The organism is Mucilaginibacter mallensis (assembly GCF_900105165.1).
Classification (GTDB): domain Bacteria; phylum Bacteroidota; class Bacteroidia; order Sphingobacteriales; family Sphingobacteriaceae; genus Mucilaginibacter; species Mucilaginibacter mallensis.
This window is the reverse complement of the sequence record NZ_LT629740.1, coordinates 2,582,779-2,605,975: the sequence shown is the minus strand read 5'-3', so window position 1 is coordinate 2,605,975 and position 23,197 is coordinate 2,582,779. Positions and strand designations below refer to the sequence as shown.

Sequence of the window (23,197 nt, the reverse complement as noted above, 5' to 3'; positions counted from 1 at the left end):
AGGTCTCAAAATCTACAACTAACCAGGGCCGCTACATTATGTTTAAGTACTTACTCTGCCGCGTCTTCTACTTCCTTTTTATAATTTTGCAAGGCCCTCACTATTGATGCTACTATTTCATCCTGTCCGCTTTCAGAGTTTAAATATGCCTCGTCGTCAGGATTATCAATAAAACCCGTTTCAACTAAAACAGAAGGCATCGCGGTATGGCAAAGCACTAAAACTCCCTGTTCAATCACACCATCACTGTGCCGGCCATCGTGTTCAACAAATTCCGAATTTATTAAATCAGCCAAATGTATGCTTTGTTTACGGTATTTCGCTTTAATGGAATTCATTAAAATAACCGAAGTAGGGTCGTTTGGATCAAAACCGGAGTTGTCATTTTCTTTGAAATCCTCATCACCCAATAAATTTTTACTTATTGCGGCTTCTTCTTCTTTAGTACGATGAAAACCATATACCAGTAACAATACACCTCTTCCGGAATGATCCGGAACATGTATTTTTCTACCATGCTCATGTATCACCTTATCGGGCAATGCATTACAATGTAGAGATATAAAAAGATCACCTTTGGCATCATTAGCTATTTGCGAACGTTTTTCCCATGAAACATCATCTTCGGTACTACGGGTTAAAACCACCTTTACACCGCCCATATCTTTTTCTACCGCCTTTTGCAATTTAAGTGCAATAGCTAGCGTTACATTTCTTTCATAAGAATATGACCCCGAAGCGCCGTGAGAAAAATGCCCTGTTGTACCCGATGGAGTGCCGCCATGGCCCGCATCAACAACAATGGTTCTGATTTTATAGCCGTTGGAAGGTACCGTATCTTTTTTTAATGAGTCAATTGGAGAGGAAAATAACGAAAAGGACACCAGTAGTAACGATAAACTGCAAATCAATCTTTTCAATATTTTATTTTTCATTATGTTTGAACACTGTTAATTGTTTCTGCAAAAATACTATTCATAATCGATTTTGAAATTCATCAGCCTGTTTTTTCTGCTTGAAATTGTTTTAATGGTAAATGTTATGGCTTCACCTAAAAAAGGTAAATATAACTACCATAGACCACTTACTGATACTATTATCAAACTCGACTCTATAAAAGACAAAAAACTTCTTAGAATAAAAGATACAGTAAGTACTAAAGGTACGAAAAGTAATAATACTAAAGGTATTATTGGTAAAAGTGACACTTCATCCAAAAAGGGTAAGAATGAATTGGCAGCCGAAATAAAAGGTAATGCTGATGACTCAACCATTGTTGATAAGGTGCACAATATTTTATATTTCTATGGCAGGGCCCGTGTAAAATATGAAGATGTTGAAATGGATGCCGACTATATAAGGGTCGATCAAAAAAATCATCTGATATTTGCCAGCGGTAGCATCGATCCCAGAACGCACCGGTACATAGGCCGCCCCATTACAAAACAGGGTAAAGATAAACCTGTTGAATCAGATTCATTACTCTTTAATTACGAAACCAAAAAGGGTAAAGTATATAACCCTGCATCAGAACAGGGGGGCAACTATATTTCGGGTGGTCAGGTAAAAAAATTGAATGAAGATGAAGCCGCCTATCGGAATGTGCTTTTCAGTACCTGCGATAAGCCTTTTCCTGAAACGGATTTCGGTATAGTGATAACAAAGGGCATAGGGGAGAAGAAACGTATTATCTCGGGTCCGGCATATCTTGAGATTGAAGGTGTGCCCATACCGCTGGCTGTTCCTTTCGCCTTTTTTCCAAAGCCAGATACCAGAACGTCAGGTGTTATATTGCCAACTTTTGGAGAGGATCAGAAACTGGGTTTTTACATTAAAGATCTAGGCTATTACATTGCCTTGAATGATTATGTTGATATGACCACACAAGGCACCTTTTATGCAAAAGGGTCATATGATTTAAATGAAACGGTACATTATTTAAGCAGGTATGAATATTCAGGAAATCTGTCATTAAGCTATGGCTCACATAATTACGGATTACAGGGCGATCCCCCGACTAAGGACTTCAATATTACCTGGTCACATTCCCAAAACTCAAATGCAAGTCCGGGGAGTACGTTTAGTGCATCGGTAAACGCGGGTACATCAACTTTTTACCAGAATAACCCTGCATATAGTAACTATAACCTGCAGGCGCTTACACAAAACAATTTAAGTTCAAGTATAGCATATGGCAGGGTATGGGCCGGTACTCCTTTTAACCTTACCGTAAGCTTATCACACAGTCAGGACCTAACAGCGAAAACGGTTACGCTGAACTTGCCTACGTTTAACTTCAACATGTCAACACTGAGCCCTTTTGATTCAAAAGACAGGGTAGGCCCTCAAAAGTGGTATCAAAAAATAACAGTAGGTTATAGCTTACAGGGAACAAACAATATTAATGCTATACCCGAATCGGAATTATTCCAGGGTAATACCCTCTTTAAAAAGATGCAAAACGGGCTTGAGCACCAAATACCTATTGGCTTCAATCAAACCCTGCTTAAATATTTTCAATTTAGTGCAACAGCAAACTATACAGAGCGCTGGTATTTTCAAAGCATAAAAGAACAATATAACCGTGATAACCTCATCGATCCTACTCTTCCTACTATTGATACGGTAGGGGGCTTTAAAAGATCGGGCGAGTATAACCTGAGTGCGGGCTTTTCAACAAAAGTATATGGTACAATGAACTTCAAGAAAAGTAAGTTAAAAGCCATCCGTACAGTTATGACGCCATCCATCTCGTTTCAGTACAAACCGGATTTCTCGGACCCAAGCTATGGCTATTATAAAACGATTGTAAGTAATGCAACCATACCATACCCTGCTACCTATACAACATATTCTATATTTCAGAACGGCGTTTATGGCTATCCATCAGCAGGCAGACAGGCAGGCTTAAACTTTAGTTTGGATAATACTATTGAAGCTAAGGTAAAAGCAAAAGCCACTGATACATCCAACACCGATAAACATGTGAAAATACTGGATGGGTTAACTTTCTCTACATTCTATAATTTCGCGGCTGATTCGTTCAGGCTTTCACCCATCTCATTCTCAGGACACACGGCTATATTGCACCAAAAAGTAAATATTAGTTTTAGTGGTGTATTTAACCCGTATGAATCAAAACTTATGGATTCAATATCAAATGGCGTAATTCAAAAATATTCACACGAGATAGACCGTTTTACCTGGCAGGATGGTAAATTACCATCTTTGCAATCATTTAGCATATCAGCAAGCGGCAGTTTAAATTCAACCTCATTTCATCCGCATAATACAACACAAGCGCCTGTTGGCAGTAATATGCAAAATATGACGCCCCAGCAACAAGATAGACTGGCATTATTAAATAGCGATCCATCGGCCTATGTTGATTTTAATATCCCCTGGAATATTTCTTTTAACTACAGCTTTACCTATAATAATAATGTAACCAACACGAACACTACTAATACGATGATGATAAGCGGGGATTTTAATTTAACCCCCAAGTGGAAGATACAATATTCAACTAACTACGACTTAAAGGCGCGCGCGTTAAGCAGTGCCACATCGTTTTCAATCTACCGCGATCTGCATTGCTGGGACCTTTCAATACAATGGTTGCCGTTTGGATATTATAAATCATATAACGTTACTTTAAGGGTAAAATCAACTATATTACAGGATCTGAAACTAAGTAAGAAGAGTGATTATACCAGCAGTTCATATTTTAATCAATAAGTAAGTGTTAGCAGAAATAATAACCATTGGCGATGAGATACTTATAGGGCAAATAGTTGATACAAACTCTGCATGGATGGCACAGCAGCTTAATGATGCTGGTATACGTGTAAAACAGATCTCATCAATATCTGACGACCGCCAGCATATTTTAACCGCGCTTGCGGAAGCAAGTAACAGGGCAGATATCATATTAATAACCGGTGGACTAGGCCCTACAAAAGACGATATAACCAAAAAAACCTTAGCTGAATACTTTGGGGTAGGCATGGTTGAAAGTAAAGAGGCGCTTGAAAACGTAAACCGGATTTTTGCTAAATATAACAGGCCCCTGCTTGAGGTGAACCGTTTGCAGGCTGAAGTACCCGAAAACTGCGAAGTTATCCTGAATAAAAACGGCACTGCCCCGGGTATGTGGTTTAATCAGGAGGGGAAGATATATGTATCGATGCCGGGCGTACCTTTCGAGATGATGTATATGATTGAGGAGGAGGTTATACCTAAACTTAAAACCACATTTACACTACCGGTAATTATTCACAAAACTATATTAACAGCAGGCGAAGGAGAATCATTTTTAGCGGAAAAAATAGCAGATATTGAAGATGCCCTGCCACCATACATTAAGCTGGCTTATCTGCCAAAATTAGGTCAGGTACGTTTAAGATTAAGCGCTTACGGCGATGATGCTGATCTCTTAAAACAAAAGATAGATGAATTTGCTGCGCGAATTGTTGAACGTGTAGGTATCAACGTGGTAACACAGGAGGATATCCCGCTTGAAAAAGCCCTGTTAAATATGATGATTGAAAAGGGTTTAACCCTATCGGTTGCTGAAAGTTGCACAGGCGGTTATATTTCGCATTTATTCACCCAGCATGCAGGTTCATCAAAAGTTTTTTTGGGTGGAGCGGTTAGTTATTCGAATCAGTTAAAGGAGAGTTTGCTGGGTGTAAAAGATGAAACAATTGAAAAATATGGTGCCGTAAGTGAAGAAACTGTTACTGAAATGGTAGCAGGCGCTTTGAAAAATTTCAAATCAGATTTTGCTATTGCGGTTACTGGCATTGCCGGCCCTGATGGTGGTACGCCTGATAAACCTGTGGGTACAGTTTGGATAGGAGTGGCATCTGCCCGGCAAACATTGGTTAAAAAATTCACATTCAGCAGTAAACGTATTCAAAACATTGAAAGAAGTGCCATGTCCGCATTATCTATGTTGAATACTTTACTAAAAGAATACTAAAAGTAAGAATGAATTAGTTATTTTTGACGATACTAATTCTAAATTTTCTATGGCAAAATATCAGCTGTTACTGCCTAAAATGGGAGAGAGCGTTGCTGAAGCAACTATCATCAAATGGTTAAAAAAACCGGGAGATTATGTTGAGGCAGACGAAGCAGTAATGGAAATTGCAACTGATAAAGTTGACTCAGAAGTTCCATCACCTGTAGCCGGAAAACTTGCGGAACAACTTTGTACTGAAGATGATGTGGTACAGGTAGGCTCTGTTATAGCTATAATTGAAACAGAAGCTGCCGAGGAACCAGCTAAACCTGAAGCACCTATTGCACCTGCACCCTCCGAAATACAACAACCTGTTTCTACAGAAACATATAAAGCGCCGGATGCTGCAGTAGCGACGCCTGAGCCTGTGATTGCTATACCAGGCATTGAACAGCTTCCTAAGGCTGAACCTGTTCAAAATACAGTAGCGTTAAATGATTCCATCAGGTTTTATTCGCCATTAGTACGCAGTATTGCTGTACAGGAAGGTATTGGCGCTGCCGAACTCGACCAGGTTTCAGGTACGGGAGCTGAAGGCAGGCTGACTAAAGACGATCTGTTGCAGTATATTAAAAACCGGTCTACTAATAACGGTCACGCACAATACACACAGCCGTCGCAGCAAACGGCTGCACCCGCCAATCCGAATCCTGCATATGAGCCTAAACCAGAGCCTGTAAAAGCTGCAGTATCAGTTTCAGGCGGTGATGAGATCATTGAGATGGACAGGATGCGCAGGCTGATAGCCGATCACATGGTGATGAGCAAGCAAACATCGCCGCATGTTACCTCATTTGTTGAGGCCGATGTTACTAACCTTGTTTTATGGCGCGAAAAGATTAAAAATAGCTTTGAAAAGCGTGAAGGTCAGAAAATAACATTCACGCCAATCTTTATTGAAGCTGTTGCACGGGCTATTAAAGAAATGCCAATGATAAATGTTTCGGTTAACGGAACACAGATCATCAAAAAGAAGAACATAAATATCAGTATGGCTACCGCATTGCCAAACGGTAACCTGATAGTACCTGTAATTAAACAGGCTGATGAGCTAAACCTTATTGGGCTAACCAAAGCTGTTAATGACCTGGCAAATCGCGCTCGCAACGGTAAATTATTACCTGATGATGTAAAAGATGGAACATTTACCATTACTAACGTAGGCTCATTTGGTAATGTGATGGGTACGCCGATCATCAATCAGCCACAGGTGGCAATATTAGCAGTTGGGGCCATTAAAAAGAAACCGGCTGTAATTGAAACTAAAGAGGGTGATATGATCGCTATACGCCATATGATGTTCCTATCATTATCCTACGATCATAGAGTAGTTGATGGTGCTTTAGGCGGATCATTTGTACGTAAAGTGGCTGATTACCTGGAAAACTGGGATTTGAACAGGGATATATAATTCCACAATGTCATCCCGAACTTGTTTCGGGATCTCACAGGACAAACGGCTAAGCAAATTCTACACTTAGTTGATGGGGTGCTGAAACAAGTTCAGCATGACTACAAGATAAAATGAAAAAGGCTCCCTAAAGGAGCCTTTTTCATTTTATAAGCTGGAGCAATCTACTCAACAACTTCAGCTGTTAATTTTACTGCCGGAGCTAAACTAACTCCTGTTAACTGATCAGCAAAGGCTATAAATGCCTTGTTATCCGCTATAAGCAATTGATTATCGATCAGATTTTGCAGGTTGATCTTTCCAATCACAAATTTATAGCTGTCTGAGTGGTAACGCTCATGAATGTGTTTAAAGTTAAGGACCTCTACAAGTGCTTCATCCTCATAGCGTAAATACACGTTCAATTCAACGTTATTGGTAAAGTTCAAGTCTTTTTTGCCTTTTGCTTTTTTGTATTCGTATTGATAATTGTAACGTAATGCTGCAATATCAGATAAAACAGCAGAACCAGTAGGATGACCACCGGCACCTTTGCCGAAAAAGAATTGCTGATCGGCAAACGCGGCCTGTACAGTTACACCGTTATATTCATACTCAACATTGTATAAAAACTCAGTTTCGTTTACAAACTTTGGCAGTACAAACATGGTAACATGCCTGTCGTCAAGTTCTTTGGCAACCGGCACAAGTTTTATCTTTAATTTCTTCTCACGGGCATACTGCAGGTCGCTGGCTGTTAAGTTCTGAATACCGATATTCAATACCTCTTCAGGCTTAACAATTACGCCATAGGCATGAGATGCGGCTATTATCAGTTTATATTTAGCATCAAATCCACCTACATCACTGGTTGGATCTGTTTCAGCAAAACCTAAGTCCTGAGCCTGTTTTAATGCTGTATCGTAATCAAGATTTTCTAAATAACCTTTTGATAATACATAGTTTGATGATCCGTTAAAAATACCGCTGATAGAGTGCAGTAATTCATTGTCATAATACTCTTCCAGGTTACGGATAATTGGTATACTACCGCAAACCGCGCCTTCGTATAATAAAGAAGTGCCATGAATATGCTGTAATTCAATCAACTCATTTAAATAAGTAGCGATCATTTTCTTGCTGGCCGATACTACATTTTTGCCTGTACTTAGTGCACGGGATACAATCTCAAATGCAGCTTCGGTATCGTTGATTAGCTCAACAATGGTGTTGAGCTCCGGGTTGTTTAGTATTTCTTCCTTATCAGTAGTAAATATTTCTGCTGGTAATGAACGTTTCTTCTCCGGATTTTTGATTGCTATTTTAACTATTTCAAGATTCAGGTTCTTGGTTTTGATAATATCATATAATCCCTGGCCAACAACGCCAAAACCAAACAACCCTATATTTAATTTCTTACTCATTATGTGTTATGCTATTCTTTGTAGTTCTATTATCTTTCCTTTTACATCTGTTTTAAAGAAAGACGTTATAATATTTGTTAATGCTTCTGTTTCAATTAAAAATCCATCGTGACCGTAAAAGGAATCAAACTCAGCAAATGCTGATTTTGGTATATGCCTGAACAGGTATTGCTGTTCCTCAACCGGGAATAATACATCTGATTTTATGCCGATAACCAATGTACGGGCTTTTATCAGACTTAATGCTTTCTCAACACCATTACGGTTACGGCCTACATTGTGCGAGTCCATAGCCTTGCTTAAATACCAGTAGCTATAAGCATTAAACCGGTTCACCAGCTTTTCGCCCTGGTAATTTTGGTATGATGATGCGCGGTGGTCATCGCTAATGTTATCATTTTCATCCTGCTGGCTCACCGTGTAAGTTTTATAACCACGGTAGGATAGGAGCGCAATACTACGTGCTGCTTTTAAACCTTTTCTGCCACCATCAGGGGTATTTGAATAAAAAGTACGGTCGGCTGATAGTGCCAGGCGCTGTGATTCATTGAACGCGATACCCCATGGTGAATGACGGGCATTAGTCGCTATCAATATCAGGTTCTTTATACGTAATGGCTCAATAATTGCCCACTCAGCAGCCTGCTGGCCACCTAATGAACCACCTATCAATATCTCGATCTGATCTATCTTAAGATGCTCAGCCAATTGTTGATGTGCCTTAATAATATCCCTTACTGTAAACTGCGGAAATGCCAGGTAATAAGACTGCCCGGTTACAGGGTTTTCACTCAGTGGATTACTTGTACCATAAGGCGACCCTAAAATATTAGCGCAAACAATAAAATGCTCTTCAGGGTTGAAAAATTCATTCTCGCCGAACAAACCTTTCCACCAGTCCATCACATCTGAATTTGCTGTGAGCGCGTGGCATACCCACACAACGTTGTTCCGGTTTGTATTTAATTTACCATAGGTATGATAACCTATTTCCAGTTGCTGTATCCGCTGTCCCGATTCAAGCTCAAGTGGTTGTGTACTTTTAAATATTTGTGTATTCATGTTACCGTTTTGTTATTGCGGTGCAGCTGCTTGTTGGCAGCTGCATCCCGTAACAACACTATTATCACTAAAAAACTAAAAAAAAACTCAATATTAAACTAACTCTGCTGCCTGCTCACTGATTTTTACAAATGCCTGTTCAAAATCAGCTTTTATGTCATCAATGTGTTCAATTCCAACAGCCACACGTAGCGATGTTGGTGTTACACCGGCTGCCAACTGCTCAGCATCTGATAATTGCTGATGCGTAGTTGCAGATGGTTGTATAATTAATGTTTTGGCATCGCCAACATTTGCTAAATGACTTACCAGTTTCAGGCTATCAATAAACTTACTGGCCTGTTCCTTATCACCTTTTACCTCGAATGATAATACCGCACCAAAACCGTTTTTCAGATACTTTTTGGCCAATGCATGGTATGGCGATGACGCTAAACCCGGATAGTTAACTTTTGCTACCTGTGGATGCTGTTCGAGCCATTTAGCCAGATCAAGCGCATTATCAACATGGCGTTGCACACGCAGGGATAATGTTTCCAATCCTTGTATTAATAACCATGAATTAAACGGCGATTGTGATGAGCCAAAATCACGCAAACCTTCAACACGTGCACGTATGATGTATTGTATATTGCCGAACGGACCGTTAACGCCAAATACATCAGCGAAAACTAATCCATGATAACCTTCTGATGGCTCAGTAAATTGTAGGTATTTGCCATTGCCCCAGTTATAATTACCGCCATCTACAATAACACCGCCAATAGTTGTGCCGTGCCCGCCAATCCATTTGGTGGCTGATTCAACAACTACATGTGCGCCATGTTCCAGCGGGCGGAATAAATATCCGGCTGCGCCGAAGGTATTATCAACTATTAACGGCAGATCATGATTTTTAGCTACAGCTGCGATCTTCTCAAAATCAGGGATATTAAAACCCGGGTTACCTATGGTTTCTAAAAAGATGGCTTTAGTGTTTTTATCGATCAATGACTCGATGCTATCCGCATGATCATCTTTGGCAAAACGAGCCTCGATGCCCAGGCGTTTAAAGGCTACCTTAAATTGATTGTAAGTACCACCGTACAGGAAAGGAGAGGTCACAAAATTATCCCCTTGTTGTAAGATATTATTAAGCGCCAGAAATTGTGCTGCCTGACCCGATGCTGTTGCCAGCGCTGCTACGCCACCCTCTAATGCTGCGATGCGTTTTTCAAACACATCGGTAGTAGGGTTCATAATGCGGGTATATATATTGCCGAATTCCTTTAGCGCGAAAAGATTTGCGCCATGCTGGGCATTGTTAAAAACGTATGATGTAGTTTGATAAAGAGGCACAGCGCGTGAGCCGGTTGTAGGATCAACTTCCTGGCCTGCATGTAATTGCAGTGTTTCGAATTTTAAGTTTGTAGCTGACATATTGATTTGATTTTACAGGTGATTAAAAATTTGTATTTATGGCTAGTTCACGATAGGGTAAAACATATACCTGTGTGAGGTAACACGCGTTTTTTTTCAGGAAAAGAAAAATAAAGACGTGTACTGCTTCAACAACAGCAACAAATACAGCCGGTAGAATAGCTATATGTAGCAAACAAAGAACCTTTTAAGGCTTTCGGTTGGGGTGAAAATGTGTTTTTTGAACTTTTCATGGTCGTTAATTTATATCCCCCGGTGTTATTTGCCGGGACAGGAATTGGCACCTTCTCTAAACTTAGAGGGTTGCCAGCGGGTAATTGAGCCTGATCTCTCGCCGCTTCTTTATAAATCAAAACCTTTTAAGGGGAGTTGATCTCATTTGATATCGCTACCAAATATTGTTGCAAATATAGTGCGATAGTATTTATTAAACCAAATTTAATTTCAAATTGAGTATTTTATAGTTATCATTGGTATAAATCAAATGATAAGATTATTTTAATCCCATGTAATTAAATAGAAAATCCCATGCCTCGCCTTTAGGAATATTGACTATAATAAATTTATTATCTTTTGAAATAGTTCCAATTTTAACATAATCTGGAAGTGGATGATATTTGGAATTTACATAATATGAATAAATTAAACCACCAATGGGAAATATATAAAATATATGGCCCGCTTTCGTTCTTTTCCGCGTCGGTGTAAGAATAATATCTCTTGGCATTTTTTTGTCATTAAGATAGGTCATAGTGAAAATTGGGTATTCATGTTCAGTTCCCGGATCACCATCTAAAATCATTTTTCTTAATATATCTTCATGTGGACCTAAATTAATATATCCAAATGTTGCTCTTTTAGATATGCTTGCACGCCATAGAATTGACAATAAGAATAACTTGAATTTTCTATAGTCTACGTTGTTGAATATAGAAAATTGAGTGTTATCTCCTTTATCCGCATTGTTTTTTAATATAGGAGATTCTTCTGTATTTAGTTTTTCTCCAAATAATGCTTTAGCAGCATAGGTTTCATAAGAACCTATAATATTATTATCACAATTCTTGCAAAGTATTCCACCTTCGTATTCACCAGATGATGGGTTCTTTATTCTTTTTTCTCCGTTTACGTAATTTTGGGGATTGAATGAAATTAATTTATGATTTTCATCATATAATTCCTGGTACATAAAATCGGGAATTATATGAGATTTTTTTAAAAGGGGTTTATTTTGCAAGCATAGTTTACAAACTGTCATTTGTGAGTTGTTTAATAATTACTCAACGCCTGCTCCATATCTGTGATCAGATCATCTATATGCTCCAATCCAACTGATACCCGTAATAAATTAAACGGTGTTTTGGTATCCGGCCCTTCAACAGATGCACGGTGTTCTATCAAACTTTCAACACCACCAAGGCTGGTGGCTTGAGTAAATAATTCCAGGCTATTTATTACTCGCCTGGCTTCAACTTCGCCGCCTTTTATACAAACAGATAACATCCCACCAAAGCCCAGCATTTGCTCTTTAGCAATATCATGTTGCGGATGTTCAGGCAATCCCGGATACATTACCGCTTCAACTTTTGGGTGTTTTTGCAGGTATTCAGCTAATAACTGCGCGTTTTTTGCATGACCTGCCATACGGTAAGGCAAGGTTTTTATACTGCGTGCAAGGTAGTAGCAATCCATGGGAGAGGGTATGGCGCCGCCCATTTCCTGTACCTGTTTTATTTTTACCCACCAATCGTCTTTTACTGGGGTTATTAAAACGCCACCCATCAAATCACTATGGCCACCGAAATATTTGGTACTGCTGTGCATCACAAGGTCAGCACCCAATACAAGCGGCTGCTGGAATACAGGCGTAGCAAAAGTATTGTCACAAGCTACTTTAATGCCATTTTTATGCGCAATTCTGATCACCTTCTTTATATCAGTAAGTTTTAACAGAGGGTTCGATGGTGTTTCGATCCATATTAAACCTGTGTTTGGCTTAATATGTTGTTTTAAAACTTCAGTATTATTTATATCGATAAAATCAAACTCCAAAATACCAACGAAAAGCGCTTTCAACTGGTTGCGCAAACCGTGGTACATATCATCAGGCAATATGATATGAGTGCCCGGTTTTAATGATTGAAAAACAGCCATCCCAGCGGCATTGCCTGATGAAAAAGCGGCGGCATCAACACCATGTTCCAGTTTTGCCAACACATTTTCAAGCAGGGTACGGTTCGGGTTTGCCGACCTGCTATATATATAGCCGCTGGTATACGAACCATCCGCAGCACGTTCAAATGTAGTTGACATAACAATAGGCTGAATTACAGCGCCCGAAGTTTCATCTTTTTGATTGCCTGCATGTATGGCGATGGTCTCGATTTTCATGAAATAAAGTTTTGGCAAACATAAAAATTTTTGCAGTTTACCTGTGTATGATAATATTGACTTTAATGAACTATTAATTATATTTGTTTATAATATAGATATTATGAAAGTAGGAAAATTACCAGTTGCTTCAATTATTTTAGTGGTTATTATGCTGACAAGCCTATTGCTTAAGTTTTTTTATCCGGCGCAGGCCATGGTAAATTCCGCTTTTATTAATGGTGCTTTTGTAGGATCGTTATTTGTGCTGGGCTTATACTATGTAAATATTTACTATACAGCCTGGACTAACAACAGGAGAGAAGCAAAAGCTCACCAGGAGTAATTTCCCGTTTTGGTGCTTTATAAAATGCGCCTGAATCACTAATTTGCTGTTAAGTCAATTAACGGTAATTTTTAGGTAAAAAGCTTTTCAGGATACTTCAGCATTGATATTATGCCCTCATTTATGGTAACAATTGTTACTTTTGCACAAAGTTTTTTTAATGGAAGCTGAACGTAATTTAACTTTATTATTACAGGATACGGGTTTACCGACTGATTTAAAACACATTGCGGAAAAAGTGCTTCACGGCGAACGCATCACCTTTGATGAGGGTGTTTTACTGTTTGAAAAAGGCGAATTAGGATATCTGGGCATCCTTGCCAACTACATCCGCGAAAAACGCCACGGCAACAAAACTTATTTCAACCGTAATTTTCATATCGAGCCAACTAATCTTTGTGTTTATGATTGCAAATTTTGCTCATACTCAAGGTTGATAAAAGAACGCTCGCAAGGGTGGGAATATACCATGGAAGAAATGCTCGACATTGTAAAAAAATACGATGATGAGCCGGTTACCGAGGTGCATATAGTTGGTGGTGTATTGCCGCAATATGATGTCGCCTTTTACTCCGAACTATTCACCAAAATAAAACAACACCGCCCTGAGCTGCATGTTAAGGCATTAACCCCGGTTGAATACCATTACATTTTCAAGAAAGCCAAGATCGATTATGCTACAGGCATGCGCATGATGATGGATGCCGGTTTGGAATCAATACCTGGTGGTGGTGCAGAGATATTTCACCCCGAAGTTAGGGACCTGATATCAAAAGATAAATGTACCGGCGACCAGTGGCTGGCTATACATGAAGAATGGCATAAAATAGGTGGCAGGTCAAATGCTACTATGTTATACGGCCATATTGAGAAATTCTGGCACAGGATTGATCATATGGATCGCCTACGTACCTTGCAGGATAAAACAGGTGGGTTCCAGACTTTCATCCCATTGAAATTCCGTAATAAGGATAACCAAATGTCGAATGTGCCTGAATCAACTGTGGTTGAGGATTTGAGGAATTACGCTATCGCACGTATCTACTTGGATAATTTCGATCACATAAAGGCCTATTGGGCAATGATCAGTCGCACAACAGCGCAGTTATCATTAAACTTTGGGGTTGATGATATTGACGGTACGCTGGATGATACCACTAAAATTTACTCAATGGCAGGCTCAGAGGAGCAGCACCCGGGTATGAGCACCAAACAATTGGTTGAACTAATAAAACATGTAGGCAGGTACCCAATTGAGCGTGATACCTTGTATAATGTAGTGACTGATTATAACGATTACCAGTTCCCGGAAGAAGCGAAACCTTCTTTTTATAAACTGCCGGTTATTAATTAGTTCAATAGTTCATTGGTGCAGTGGCGGACTAACACACTTGAAGAGGTAATAGAATAGTTATATATACGATTGAAGGTTCATCGCTTTTTACTAATGAACGAGTGAACCAATGAACAAATGAACACCATAAAAAAGACACTATACATCGTTCGGCACGGGCAAACAGAGCTTAACAAACTGGGGATTGTACAAGGCCGGGGAATGAATACCGACCTTAACGACGAAGGCCGCAAACAAGCCGCTCAGTTTTTTGATTCCTATAAAGATGTTGCTTTCGATAAGATCTATATATCCGAACTAAAGCGCACGCAGCAAAGTATCCAAAAATTTATCGACCTGGGGATTCCTTATGAAAAGCTGGAAGGACTTGATGAAATGGCCTGGGGTGTTTTGGAAGGCACAGAAAGCACACCTGAAAACAGGGCATCTTTCTTACAGGTAATTCGCGAATGGGTTGCTGGTAACCTTGATGTTAGTCTGGATGGTGGCGAAAGTCCAAACCAGGTAAAAGCAAGACAGGAAAAAGCCATAGCAACCATCCTGAGCCATCCCGAAGAGGAAACAGTGCTGATCTGTATGCACGGGCGTGCAATGCGATTGCTGCTTTGCTGGATAACGGGCCAGCCACTTACCGAAATGGAAACATTCCCACATCAAAACCTGATACTTTACAAATTAACTTATGATGGTGATAAATTTGAGATCATAGATTTCAATAACGCCGAACACCTAAAGTAGTATCAAGTAGCAAGTATCAAGTATTTAGACAGGAGGATGTCCAGGTGCTTAGTACTTGCTACCTGATACTAGCTACTTGATACTAACAAAATGAAACTGAAAATATCCGCAGTTAGCTATACTAACACCAAGCCCTTTATATACGGTATACAACATGCTGATCTGTTAAATAAAATTGAACTTAGTTTAGATACACCAACAGATTGCGCTCAAAAGCTGATTGATGATAAAGTTGATATTGGCTTAATCCCCGTAGCGGCAACATTAAATATGCCTTATTGGGAAATTGTATCAGATTATTGTATTGGCGCAGTAGGCCCGGTGAACTCGGTTTTTATTTTTAGCAATTGCGATATTAAGGATGTAAAGCGGATTCAGCTCGATCCGGAATCACGCTCATCAAATAACCTGGCGAAAGTACTACTGAAAAACTTCTGGAAAATTCAACCGGAACTGATAGTTGATGCTGAGGACTATACTACATCCACCGACCCTAAAACGGCCTGTGTACTTATAGGCGACCGTACATTCGGCAAAAAAGATAAATATCCGTTTGTATATGATCTTGCCGAAGAATGGCAAAAATTTACCGGCTTACCTTTTTGTTTTGCCGCATGGATCGCTAATAAACCTATCCCACAGGAGTTTATCGATGAGTTTAACGTGGCCCTTAAATCAGGGCTCGACCATAGGTCAGAAGTATTAAAGGAACTAACCCCAAGAACCGATTTCGACCTGGAAGACTACCTGATGCACAAGCTTGATTTTGATCTGACAGAGAAAAAGAAAGAAGCTTTGCATTTGTTTTTGAAGTATATAAAGGATTTGTAATCCGGGATTAAACTAAATACCGCTGATTCAATCAAATAAATGTTAACGCATTCTATTTGTTGCAATTGGCATGAGAGATTTCTATTATACACTGGGTGCAGATACTACTGCTACAAAAGCTGAGATAAAAGAAGCTTACAGAAAACTATCAAAAAAATTCCATCCAGACCTTAACCCTGATGATGAATATTTCGAAAGCCGTTTCATGGAAATCCAGGAGGCTTACGAAGTATTAAGCGATCCAATCAAACGCAACCGTTACGATAAGGCTTTAAACCAATTCAAAGCCAGTTATCAGGAATATAAGCCTCTGTATCAAAATTATAAAGCTTCGCCACTCACCGGCAAGTCCAAAACCAGGGGATTGGATATCGTATTTACATTTGTATTATTTTTACTCATACTTATTTTTGGTACTTACATTATAAAAATACTTAATGGGTCAAAAACAACTGTGGCTAATAAAACAGCCCCGGTAATTGTAGTGCCTTTAGATAAAGCTAAACACCATAAAAAGAAGCATAATTCAATTACCAAAATCACAGCTACTGTCATACCATCGCCAATAAAACCGGATACTATAAATCAAGCTTCTTCTGTTCAATCTACATCAATAATAAATCAGCCAGCTGAGGCATCTACAGATATTTTATACACTACTTATTTAAGATCAAACTTAACAGGGGTAGTAAATATGCATGAATCTGATAACTTAAGTTCAAAAATTATCAGGGCAATTCCCACAAATTCAATCGTCTCTGTAATTGAAAAAGAGGGTAGTTATTATAAGGTTAGTTATAATGGAGATATCGGCTATGTGCCCAAATGGACGGTTAAAACAAAGTAACAATTGCTGATATCTTTTTCTTTTTCTAAAACTATATCCTCCCAAATACATTGCTTATCTTAACACGTAAAACAAGCAATCTATGAATCAGGTACAAACATTAAAGGGACAGGCCGCATTAGTCACGGGTGCTGATAGCGGTATAGGTAAAGGTGTAGCTTTGGCGTTGGCAATGGCTGGAGCTAAAGTAATTATAAACCATATTGATGCGCATGAGATTGCCCAGCAAACAGTTGACGAAATTACTGCTGCTGGCGGCGAGGCTTATGCAATACATGCCGATGTAAGTAACGAGGCTGATGTACAGGCTATGTTTGCCGAAATGTATAAGCAATATGGTACTGTTGATATATTAGTAAACAATGCAGGGCTGCAACGAGATTCTAAATTTGTGGATATGACCATCGAGCAGTGGAATACGGTTATCGGCATAAACCTTACCGGCCAGTTTTTATGCTCGCGCGAGGCTGCACGCGAGTTTATGCGCAGGGGAGTAGTTGAAGGCCGCAGCAAGGCTGCCGGTAAAATTATATGTATGAGTAGTGTACATGAAGTTATCCCATGGGGAGGCCATGTAAACTACGCCAGCAGCAAGGGCGGTGTTATGATGTTGATGAAAAGCATGGCACAGGAATTAGCCCCACATAAAATAAGAGTAGTATCAATTGGCCCTGGCGCTATACAAACACATATTAACCAGGCGGCATGGTCAACCCCCGAGGCATTGAATAGTCTTTTGACATTAATACCTTATAACAGGATAGGCGAACCAGATGATATTGGCAAACTAGCAGCCTGGCTGGCATCGGATGAAGCCGATTATATCACAGGTACTACCATTTTTATGGATGGTGGTATGACTTTATACCCTGGTTTTGCCGATAATGGTTAATTATTGGTTAAAACACCTGCTTAGATCGATTTAGCAAGTCTTTTTTATTTTCACTTATTGTAAAAAATACACTAAGTAAATTATAAATCTTTAAATTTTACATCCCAAAAGTATATACATTATTAAATATTTATAAAAATTCAAATTTATTGATGATTTTGATAATTATACCTTACTTTTGTTATGGATTTAAAATTTAACACAACATGAAAAAGATATTCATAACAACAGCAATGATCGCCCTTTTAGGTACAAGTGTATTTGCTAAGGACGGCGGAAAAAAGGTAGAAAAAGCGGTTACAGTTTCTTATACTGTTCAAAACCAATTTGATGCAGATTTTAGCGATGCTACCGATGTTAACTGGACTGTGACTTCAAACTGCCAAAAAGCAACTTTTACATTAAATAATGTAAAAATGACTGCATTTTACAATTTGCAAGGCGAGTACTTAGGTACTACACAAGATGTTGCTTATAGCACAATAGCATCAAAAGCTAAAAAACAAATTACTGATAAATACAAGGATTACACTGTAGCTGACGTAATTAAATACGAAACCAGTGATAATGTAACTGCAGATCAAACTGTATATTTTGTTGATCTTAAAAACACAACCAGCGAAATTTTGGTAAGGGTAACTCCAAACGCTGACGTTTACTTCTTCAAACAAGTAAAATAAACTACCTAACAATACAAATGTTCAAAAAGCCATCTGCATATGCGGATGGCTTTTTTGTTTTTGTAGCATGTTTTTAAAGGAAAAAATAGCCACCCGGCTAGTCGATAAGTGCCTTAATTTAATCCAATTGCCCTTTTTTAAAACAAATTGAGCTTACAGGCCTTTATTAATAAACTATATAAATAATGCCAAAGACAATCATTGTATCGAACAGGTTGCCTGTGAAAATATCCAACACAGATAATGAATACCAGTTATCACCAAGTGAAGGCGGTTTAGCTACGGGCTTAGGCTCTATATATAAACAAGATAACAACGTATGGATAGGGTGGCCCGGCCAGGAAGTTATTGAAGAGACCGATAGAGATACTATCACTAGTAAATTACAGGATCTGAGCTTATTGCCGGTGTTTTTATCACAGGAAGAGATAAGTCAATATTATGAAGGGTTTTCGAATACGGTGCTTTGGCCCGTATTTCACTATTATGCTTCAACCTATGCCACTTACGCGCAATCCAACTGGGATTATTATAAAATAGTAAACGAAAAATTTAAAGATGCTATTCTAAAAGTTGCCGAGCCGGGCGATACCATCTGGATACATGATTACCAGTTGTTACTGTTGCCGGCTTTGGTGAGAAACGAAATGCCGGATGTATCTATTGGTTTCTTCCTGCATATCCCGTTCCCATCGCATGAAATGTTCAGGCTGATACCGTGGCGATACGAATTGCTGGAAGGTATGCTGGGTGCCGATCTGATCGGCTTTCATACATTTGATGATGTAAGACACTTTATAAGTACTACAACACGAATTTTACCTGTAAATTCATCGTCAAATGTTATAACTGTTAATGACAGGCTTGTTGTGGCAGAAGCCTTTCCTATGGGGATAGATGAAAATAAATACTCGTCATTACCAAAAAGTAAAGAGGTTATTGAACAAGCTAAACAAATAAAAGAAACATTTAAAGGCAATAAGCTGATCCTTTCTATCGACAGGCTTGATTATAGCAAAGGCATACTGCAGCGTTTAGAAGCTTTTGAATTATTACTCCAGCTCCATCCAGAATATATCGGCAAAATAGCACTTTACATGATCGTAGTGCCATCAAGGGATACGGTGCCCCAGTATAAATACCTGCGCGATCTGATAGATAAAAAAGCCGGGAGTTTAAATTCGTTGTACCGCACAATGGATTGGAGCCCGATACATTATTACTACCGTTCATTCCCGATTGAAACACTTTCAGCTTTGTATTCATCAGCCGATGTGTGTTTGGTTACCCCAATGCGTGATGGCATGAACCTGGTTAGTAAGGAGTATGTGGCAAGCCGTATACATGATGATGGTGTGCTGATATTAAGTGAAATGGCTGGTGCATCTAAAGAATTAATTGATGCTATAATCGTAAATCCAAACAATATTGGAGAAGTATGCCGGGCTATTATACAAGCGTTGGAAATGCCGCTTGATGAACAAAAAGCCCGTATGCAGCAAATGCGGCAACTGATATCAAAATTCAATATTTCGCATTGGGTTAAGATATTTACAGATCGCCTAAGGGAGGTTAAACAGCAGCAGCGTTCAATGCAAACCAGGCATGTGAGCAATACTACAGAGCAGTCTATCGTCAATCGTTATGCAAAAACCAGGAACCGGATCATTTTCCTGGATTACGACGGTACACTGGTTAATTTCAGATCAAATATTGCTGATGCCAGTCCCGATAAGGAATTGTATGATCTTCTTCATCAATTAACCGAAGATCCGGCAAACCAGGTAGTACTCATCAGCGGCCGTAAACACGAAAATTTAAGTGAATGGTTTAATGATGAAAATATTTACCTGATTGCTGAACACGGTGCATGGTTTAAAGAGCAAAACACACGCTGGCATAAAATATCAGGATTATCTGATAGTTGGAAACAGGACATCTATCCTATATTGGAAACCTATGTAGACCGCACTCCGGGCTCATTTATTGAAGAAAAAACATATTCACTGGTTTGGCATTACCGCAAGGCGCAAAAAGGCCTGGGCGAGCTAAGGGCCAATGAATTGATGAATAACCTTAAATATATGACCACAGATAAGGGTTTACAGTTTTTGCCGGGTGATAAAGTGCTGGAAATAAAGAACGTAGAGATAAACAAAGGTAAAGCTGCTCTATCATTAGTGGAAAATAAGAATTATGATTTCATTATCGCCTTTGGTGATGATTACACAGATGAGGATATATTTAAAGCATTACCAGAGAGTGCGCTTACCGTGAAGGTTGGCAACAACATGTCGGCGGCAAAGTTTTATTTAAGAAATCCACTTGAAGTACGTAACCTGCTTACTAAGTTTACTGAAAGCACATTAGCAGCTCAGAAATAAGCTAGTTTATAGCAAATGGTTCATAGTTCATAGCAAAACACTATGAACTATGAACCATATCCCATGAACTACAAAAATATTGGCCGGTCTAATTTCATGGCTATACGGTAAGCCGCGTTCATTAAGCCCACATGACTGTATGCCTGTGGGAAGTTGCCCCATTGGCTGCCATCTTTTTCATCAACATCCTCACTGAAAAGCAGCAGGTGATTTGAAAACTGAAGCAAGTTCTCAAACTCTTTTATGGCATCATCAATACGGCCGACAGTAGCCAGGGCTTCTACATACCAGAATGCGCATATCAGGAAAGTGGTTTTGGGTTTACCAAAATCATCTTTATATAAATACCTGTAAAATAACCCATTAGACGCCTTTAACTCTTTCTCTAATGCAATTAGGTGATCCTTAGCACGGTCAGATGCCGGGTCAAGGTAGTTCATCATAATCAGTTGCAATGTACTGGCATCAAGGTTAGTACCTTTAGCTGCATTGGTATAAACTTTTCTAACCGGGTCATAACAGCTTTCAATATGTTTGGCAGCTCGTTTCTTTAAGGATATTGCCCGATGTACTAATTCTTTATTATCAATAGTCCGCGCCATTTTTTCAGCAGCCGAAGCACCTGCCCATTGAAACAGGTTGCTGTAGCAATGTATGTCGGCCATATTTCTGAATTCCCATATACCGGCGTCCTTTTCATCTATTGTAGCTTCTATCTTTCCCAGCAAAAACTCAATCCAGCGTACGGAGTCCTTTCTTTCCGAGAAAACAAAACGGTGGTCGGTATATAATGGGAGCAGGGAGATCAACACCTGCCCATAGATATCATTTTGGATATGCTCATAAGCCTGGTTACCAATACGAACAGGCTGATTGCCCTCATAGCCTTTAAGGTCGGTTAAAATTTCTTCTGTAAGTGTTTTTTTAGCGGTGATGCCATAAAGCGGCTGGTAGCGTTTGTCCTCTGCAAATGAAATATCGGTTACATAACTAAAGTACTTTTCCATTTCTTCAAAATGGCCAATGTGGTTCAGGGCTGTGATCACATAGTAAGTATCGCGCAGCCAGCAATAGCGGTAGTCCCAGTTACGCCCGCTGCCCGGCGACTCCGGCAAACTGGTGGTACTGGCGGCTATAATGGCGCCCGTATCCTCATATTGGTGTATTTTTAAGGCCAGTGCCGATCGTATTACGAATGGCTGGTAAAATGTGGCGATTGAGGAATGTTTTATCCATGTGCGCCAGTATTGTATAGTTTCACGTAAAAAACGTTCAGCTGTACTCTCTAACGGAGCCTCCAGTGGTTCACCATAAGTGAGTACCAGGTATTTAGGTTCATTTAAAACAAATAGCTGCTCATCAAACACATAACTAATGGCTATGTTGGTAGTTAAACGGATATTTTCATCACCACCCAGGTACTGTATGTGGTTGCTGCCGCGGTTTACATGCAGTCTAACTTTCCCGTATTCAGATACCGGCTCACATTTAACCCTGATACGCGGCGAGCCTTCAATAGCTTCAACTTTCCGTATTAGCATTAAGGGCTTATAATAGCGCTGACTTTGATGAAATCGCGGGGCAAAATCGCTTACACGGTAGCTGTTGCCGTTTTCTAAAGTAATTTCGGTAACTAGTACATTGGTGTTTTCCATATAATACTGGTGCGATGTAAATTTACCTTCGGGCAAAATGGAAAACTCTCCACCTTTTTCATTGTCGAGCAGGCCGCCAAAAATAAAGGTGCTATCAAACCTCGGCCAGCAAAGCCACTCAATATTCGTGTTTGTATTTACATGGGCCAGGAATGCGCAATTACCAATTATACCGGTACTATAAGTGTGTTTTTTCATTTTTAAACGAAGAAAAAGAGTGCTTTAAGCATTATTTAACAACGTTTACTGCATAATGTTGGGCAAAAAATTAGAGGAATTGTGATTTACCTATTGATTATTAGGAACATCAGGCGTAAATTAGTATCATAATTTGATGGTTTTGTTGGTGTTTCTAGCATTTTAACAAAATATTTCAAAGGTTACATAGGGTTAAAACCTTATTTACAATTAATACTCATACTAAATAAATAATTTTATTTGGTTATTAATTATTTTATATATTTGAAAAAGAGAGGTTTCAATTTTGCTTCTGATTATTAATACCATTTTATATTCAGTTTGGCTTTTTTATTAATCTTCTTTTAACACAACTTAATACTATTATATTATTATGAAAACTGGAAAAGTAAAATGGTTTAACACACAAAAAGGTTACGGCTTTATTGTTACAGATGACGGTAAAGATCTTTTTGTACACTTTAAAGATGTACAGGGTGGCGTAAACGCTATTAAAGATAATGATAGCGTGACCTATGATGTGGAAGAAGGCAGAAAAGGATTACAAGCAGTAAATGTGAAAAAAGTATAATCTACAATTC

The 23,197-nt window shown here is 39.1% G+C and carries 19 protein-coding genes and 1 riboswitch; of the genes, 12 read left to right on the top strand and 7 right to left on the bottom strand.

The window, feature by feature from the left end; translation table 11 throughout:
- Positions 1–50 precede the first annotated feature (50 nt).
- A complete protein-coding gene (locus BLU33_RS10775) occupies positions 51–935 on the bottom strand; it encodes an N-acetylmuramoyl-L-alanine amidase family protein (protein ID WP_091372266.1) in 885 nt (294 codons plus the stop codon).
- A gap of 106 nt (positions 936–1,041) precedes the next feature.
- On the opposite strand from BLU33_RS10775, the gene BLU33_RS10770 reads away from it, so the two are divergent.
- The 3 genes from BLU33_RS10770 to BLU33_RS10760 are packed head-to-tail and all read left to right on the top strand — an operon-like array spanning position 1,042 to position 6,437.
- Positions 1,042–3,738: a putative LPS assembly protein LptD gene (locus tag BLU33_RS10770; protein ID WP_232009431.1), complete on the top strand. Its 2,697-nt coding sequence runs from the start codon at positions 1,042–1,044 to the stop codon at positions 3,736–3,738.
- A gap of 4 nt (positions 3,739–3,742) precedes the next feature.
- The gene (locus tag BLU33_RS10765) at positions 3,743–4,984 is read left to right on the top strand and encodes a competence/damage-inducible protein A (RefSeq protein ID WP_091372260.1); all 1,242 of its coding nucleotides are present in this window, start codon (positions 3,743–3,745) and stop codon (positions 4,982–4,984) included.
- 49 nt (positions 4,985–5,033) lie between these two features.
- A complete protein-coding gene (locus BLU33_RS10760; RefSeq protein ID WP_091372257.1) occupies positions 5,034–6,437 on the top strand; it encodes a dihydrolipoamide acetyltransferase family protein in 1,404 nt (467 codons plus the stop codon).
- 164 nt (positions 6,438–6,601) lie between these two features.
- Here BLU33_RS10760 and BLU33_RS10755 read toward each other — a convergent pair whose 3' ends face one another.
- The 5 genes from BLU33_RS10755 to BLU33_RS10735 all read right to left on the bottom strand — a co-directional run bounded on the left by BLU33_RS10755 (position 6,602) and on the right by BLU33_RS10735 (position 12,712).
- Positions 6,602–7,840 (bottom strand): homoserine dehydrogenase, encoded by a 1,239-nt coding sequence (locus tag BLU33_RS10755; RefSeq protein WP_091372253.1) that lies wholly within the window; start codon positions 7,838–7,840, stop codon positions 6,602–6,604.
- A 6-nt stretch (positions 7,841–7,846) separates the two neighbouring features.
- Positions 7,847–8,902 carry a homoserine O-acetyltransferase family protein gene (locus BLU33_RS10750; protein ID WP_091372250.1) on the bottom strand — a complete coding sequence of 352 codons (1,056 nt, stop codon included), beginning with the start codon at positions 8,900–8,902 and terminating at the stop codon, positions 7,847–7,849.
- Between the two features lie 93 nt (positions 8,903–8,995).
- Positions 8,996–10,321: an O-acetylhomoserine aminocarboxypropyltransferase/cysteine synthase family protein gene (locus BLU33_RS10745; RefSeq protein ID WP_091372248.1), complete on the bottom strand. Its 1,326-nt coding sequence runs from the start codon at positions 10,319–10,321 to the stop codon at positions 8,996–8,998.
- A 240-nt stretch (positions 10,322–10,561) separates the two neighbouring features.
- Positions 10,562–10,672, bottom strand: a riboswitch (SAM riboswitch).
- A gap of 142 nt (positions 10,673–10,814) precedes the next feature.
- Positions 10,815–11,510, bottom strand: coding sequence for a hypothetical protein (locus tag BLU33_RS10740; protein ID WP_091372245.1), 696 nt, complete (start codon positions 11,508–11,510; stop codon positions 10,815–10,817).
- Between the two features lie 80 nt (positions 11,511–11,590).
- Complete coding sequence (locus BLU33_RS10735; protein WP_091372243.1) at positions 11,591–12,712, bottom strand: trans-sulfuration enzyme family protein; 1,122 nt, start codon at positions 12,710–12,712, stop codon at positions 11,591–11,593.
- 103 nt (positions 12,713–12,815) lie between these two features.
- Here BLU33_RS10735 and BLU33_RS10730 point away from each other — a divergent pair, with 103 nt between their 5' ends.
- The 8 genes from BLU33_RS10730 to BLU33_RS10695 all read left to right on the top strand — a co-directional run bounded on the left by BLU33_RS10730 (position 12,816) and on the right by BLU33_RS10695 (position 20,763).
- Positions 12,816–13,037 carry a hypothetical protein gene (locus BLU33_RS10730; protein ID WP_157682116.1) on the top strand — a complete coding sequence of 74 codons (222 nt, stop codon included), beginning with the start codon at positions 12,816–12,818 and terminating at the stop codon, positions 13,035–13,037.
- 160 nt (positions 13,038–13,197) lie between these two features.
- Positions 13,198–14,391, top strand: a complete 1,194-nt coding sequence (mqnE, locus tag BLU33_RS10725) for an aminofutalosine synthase MqnE (protein ID WP_091372239.1) — start codon at positions 13,198–13,200, stop codon at positions 14,389–14,391.
- A 117-nt stretch (positions 14,392–14,508) separates the two neighbouring features.
- The gene (locus tag BLU33_RS10720) at positions 14,509–15,129 is read left to right on the top strand and encodes a histidine phosphatase family protein (RefSeq protein WP_232009430.1); all 621 of its coding nucleotides are present in this window, start codon (positions 14,509–14,511) and stop codon (positions 15,127–15,129) included.
- A 90-nt stretch (positions 15,130–15,219) separates the two neighbouring features.
- A complete protein-coding gene (locus BLU33_RS10715) occupies positions 15,220–15,960 on the top strand; it encodes a menaquinone biosynthetic enzyme MqnA/MqnD family protein (protein ID WP_091372236.1) in 741 nt (246 codons plus the stop codon).
- Positions 15,961–16,030: 70 nt separating this feature from the next.
- The gene (locus tag BLU33_RS10710; RefSeq protein WP_091372233.1) at positions 16,031–16,807 is read left to right on the top strand and encodes an SH3 domain-containing protein; all 777 of its coding nucleotides are present in this window, start codon (positions 16,031–16,033) and stop codon (positions 16,805–16,807) included.
- Positions 16,808–16,889: 82 nt separating this feature from the next.
- Positions 16,890–17,699, top strand: a complete 810-nt coding sequence (locus tag BLU33_RS10705; protein WP_091372231.1) for an SDR family oxidoreductase — start codon at positions 16,890–16,892, stop codon at positions 17,697–17,699.
- A gap of 206 nt (positions 17,700–17,905) precedes the next feature.
- Positions 17,906–18,379 carry a hypothetical protein gene (locus BLU33_RS10700; RefSeq protein ID WP_091372228.1) on the top strand — a complete coding sequence of 158 codons (474 nt, stop codon included), beginning with the start codon at positions 17,906–17,908 and terminating at the stop codon, positions 18,377–18,379.
- Between the two features lie 185 nt (positions 18,380–18,564).
- Positions 18,565–20,763: a bifunctional alpha,alpha-trehalose-phosphate synthase (UDP-forming)/trehalose-phosphatase gene (locus BLU33_RS10695; RefSeq protein ID WP_091372225.1), complete on the top strand. Its 2,199-nt coding sequence runs from the start codon at positions 18,565–18,567 to the stop codon at positions 20,761–20,763.
- Between the two features lie 68 nt (positions 20,764–20,831).
- Here the strand turns inward: BLU33_RS10695 and BLU33_RS10690 are convergent, their stop codons facing one another.
- The gene (locus tag BLU33_RS10690; RefSeq protein WP_091372222.1) at positions 20,832–22,616 is read right to left on the bottom strand and encodes a glycoside hydrolase family 15 protein; all 1,785 of its coding nucleotides are present in this window, start codon (positions 22,614–22,616) and stop codon (positions 20,832–20,834) included.
- A gap of 373 nt (positions 22,617–22,989) precedes the next feature.
- Between BLU33_RS10690 and BLU33_RS10685 the strand changes: the two genes are divergently transcribed.
- Entirely contained in the window at positions 22,990–23,187 is a 198-nt protein-coding gene (locus BLU33_RS10685; RefSeq protein WP_091372220.1) for a cold-shock protein, read from the top strand.
- Positions 23,188–23,197: the final 10 nt, after the last annotated feature.

Coding starts and splice junctions, on each gene's coding strand:
- BLU33_RS10720 (WP_232009430.1), top strand. CDS start 14,509: ATGAACACCATAAAAAAGACACTATACATCGTTCGGCACGGGCAAACA.
- BLU33_RS10775 (WP_091372266.1), bottom strand. CDS start 935: ATGAAAAATAAAATATTGAAAAGATTGATTTGCAGTTTATCGTTACTA.
- BLU33_RS10750 (WP_091372250.1), bottom strand. CDS start 8,902: ATGAATACACAAATATTTAAAAGTACACAACCACTTGAGCTTGAATCG.
- BLU33_RS10740 (WP_091372245.1), bottom strand. CDS start 11,510: ATGTACCAGGAATTATATGATGAAAATCATAAATTAATTTCATTCAAT.
- BLU33_RS10755 (WP_091372253.1), bottom strand. CDS start 7,840: ATGAGTAAGAAATTAAATATAGGGTTGTTTGGTTTTGGCGTTGTTGGC.
- BLU33_RS10745 (WP_091372248.1), bottom strand. CDS start 10,321: ATGTCAGCTACAAACTTAAAATTCGAAACACTGCAATTACATGCAGGC.
- mqnE (WP_091372239.1), top strand. CDS start 13,198: ATGGAAGCTGAACGTAATTTAACTTTATTATTACAGGATACGGGTTTA.
- BLU33_RS10730 (WP_157682116.1), top strand. CDS start 12,816: ATGAAAGTAGGAAAATTACCAGTTGCTTCAATTATTTTAGTGGTTATT.
- BLU33_RS10760 (WP_091372257.1), top strand. CDS start 5,034: ATGGCAAAATATCAGCTGTTACTGCCTAAAATGGGAGAGAGCGTTGCT.
- BLU33_RS10770 (WP_232009431.1), top strand. CDS start 1,042: ATGGCTTCACCTAAAAAAGGTAAATATAACTACCATAGACCACTTACT.
- BLU33_RS10705 (WP_091372231.1), top strand. CDS start 16,890: ATGAATCAGGTACAAACATTAAAGGGACAGGCCGCATTAGTCACGGGT.
- BLU33_RS10715 (WP_091372236.1), top strand. CDS start 15,220: ATGAAACTGAAAATATCCGCAGTTAGCTATACTAACACCAAGCCCTTT.
- BLU33_RS10695 (WP_091372225.1), top strand. CDS start 18,565: ATGCCAAAGACAATCATTGTATCGAACAGGTTGCCTGTGAAAATATCC.
- BLU33_RS10710 (WP_091372233.1), top strand. CDS start 16,031: ATGAGAGATTTCTATTATACACTGGGTGCAGATACTACTGCTACAAAA.
- BLU33_RS10700 (WP_091372228.1), top strand. CDS start 17,906: ATGAAAAAGATATTCATAACAACAGCAATGATCGCCCTTTTAGGTACA.
- BLU33_RS10735 (WP_091372243.1), bottom strand. CDS start 12,712: ATGAAAATCGAGACCATCGCCATACATGCAGGCAATCAAAAAGATGAA.
- BLU33_RS10690 (WP_091372222.1), bottom strand. CDS start 22,616: ATGAAAAAACACACTTATAGTACCGGTATAATTGGTAATTGCGCATTC.
- BLU33_RS10685 (WP_091372220.1), top strand. CDS start 22,990: ATGAAAACTGGAAAAGTAAAATGGTTTAACACACAAAAAGGTTACGGC.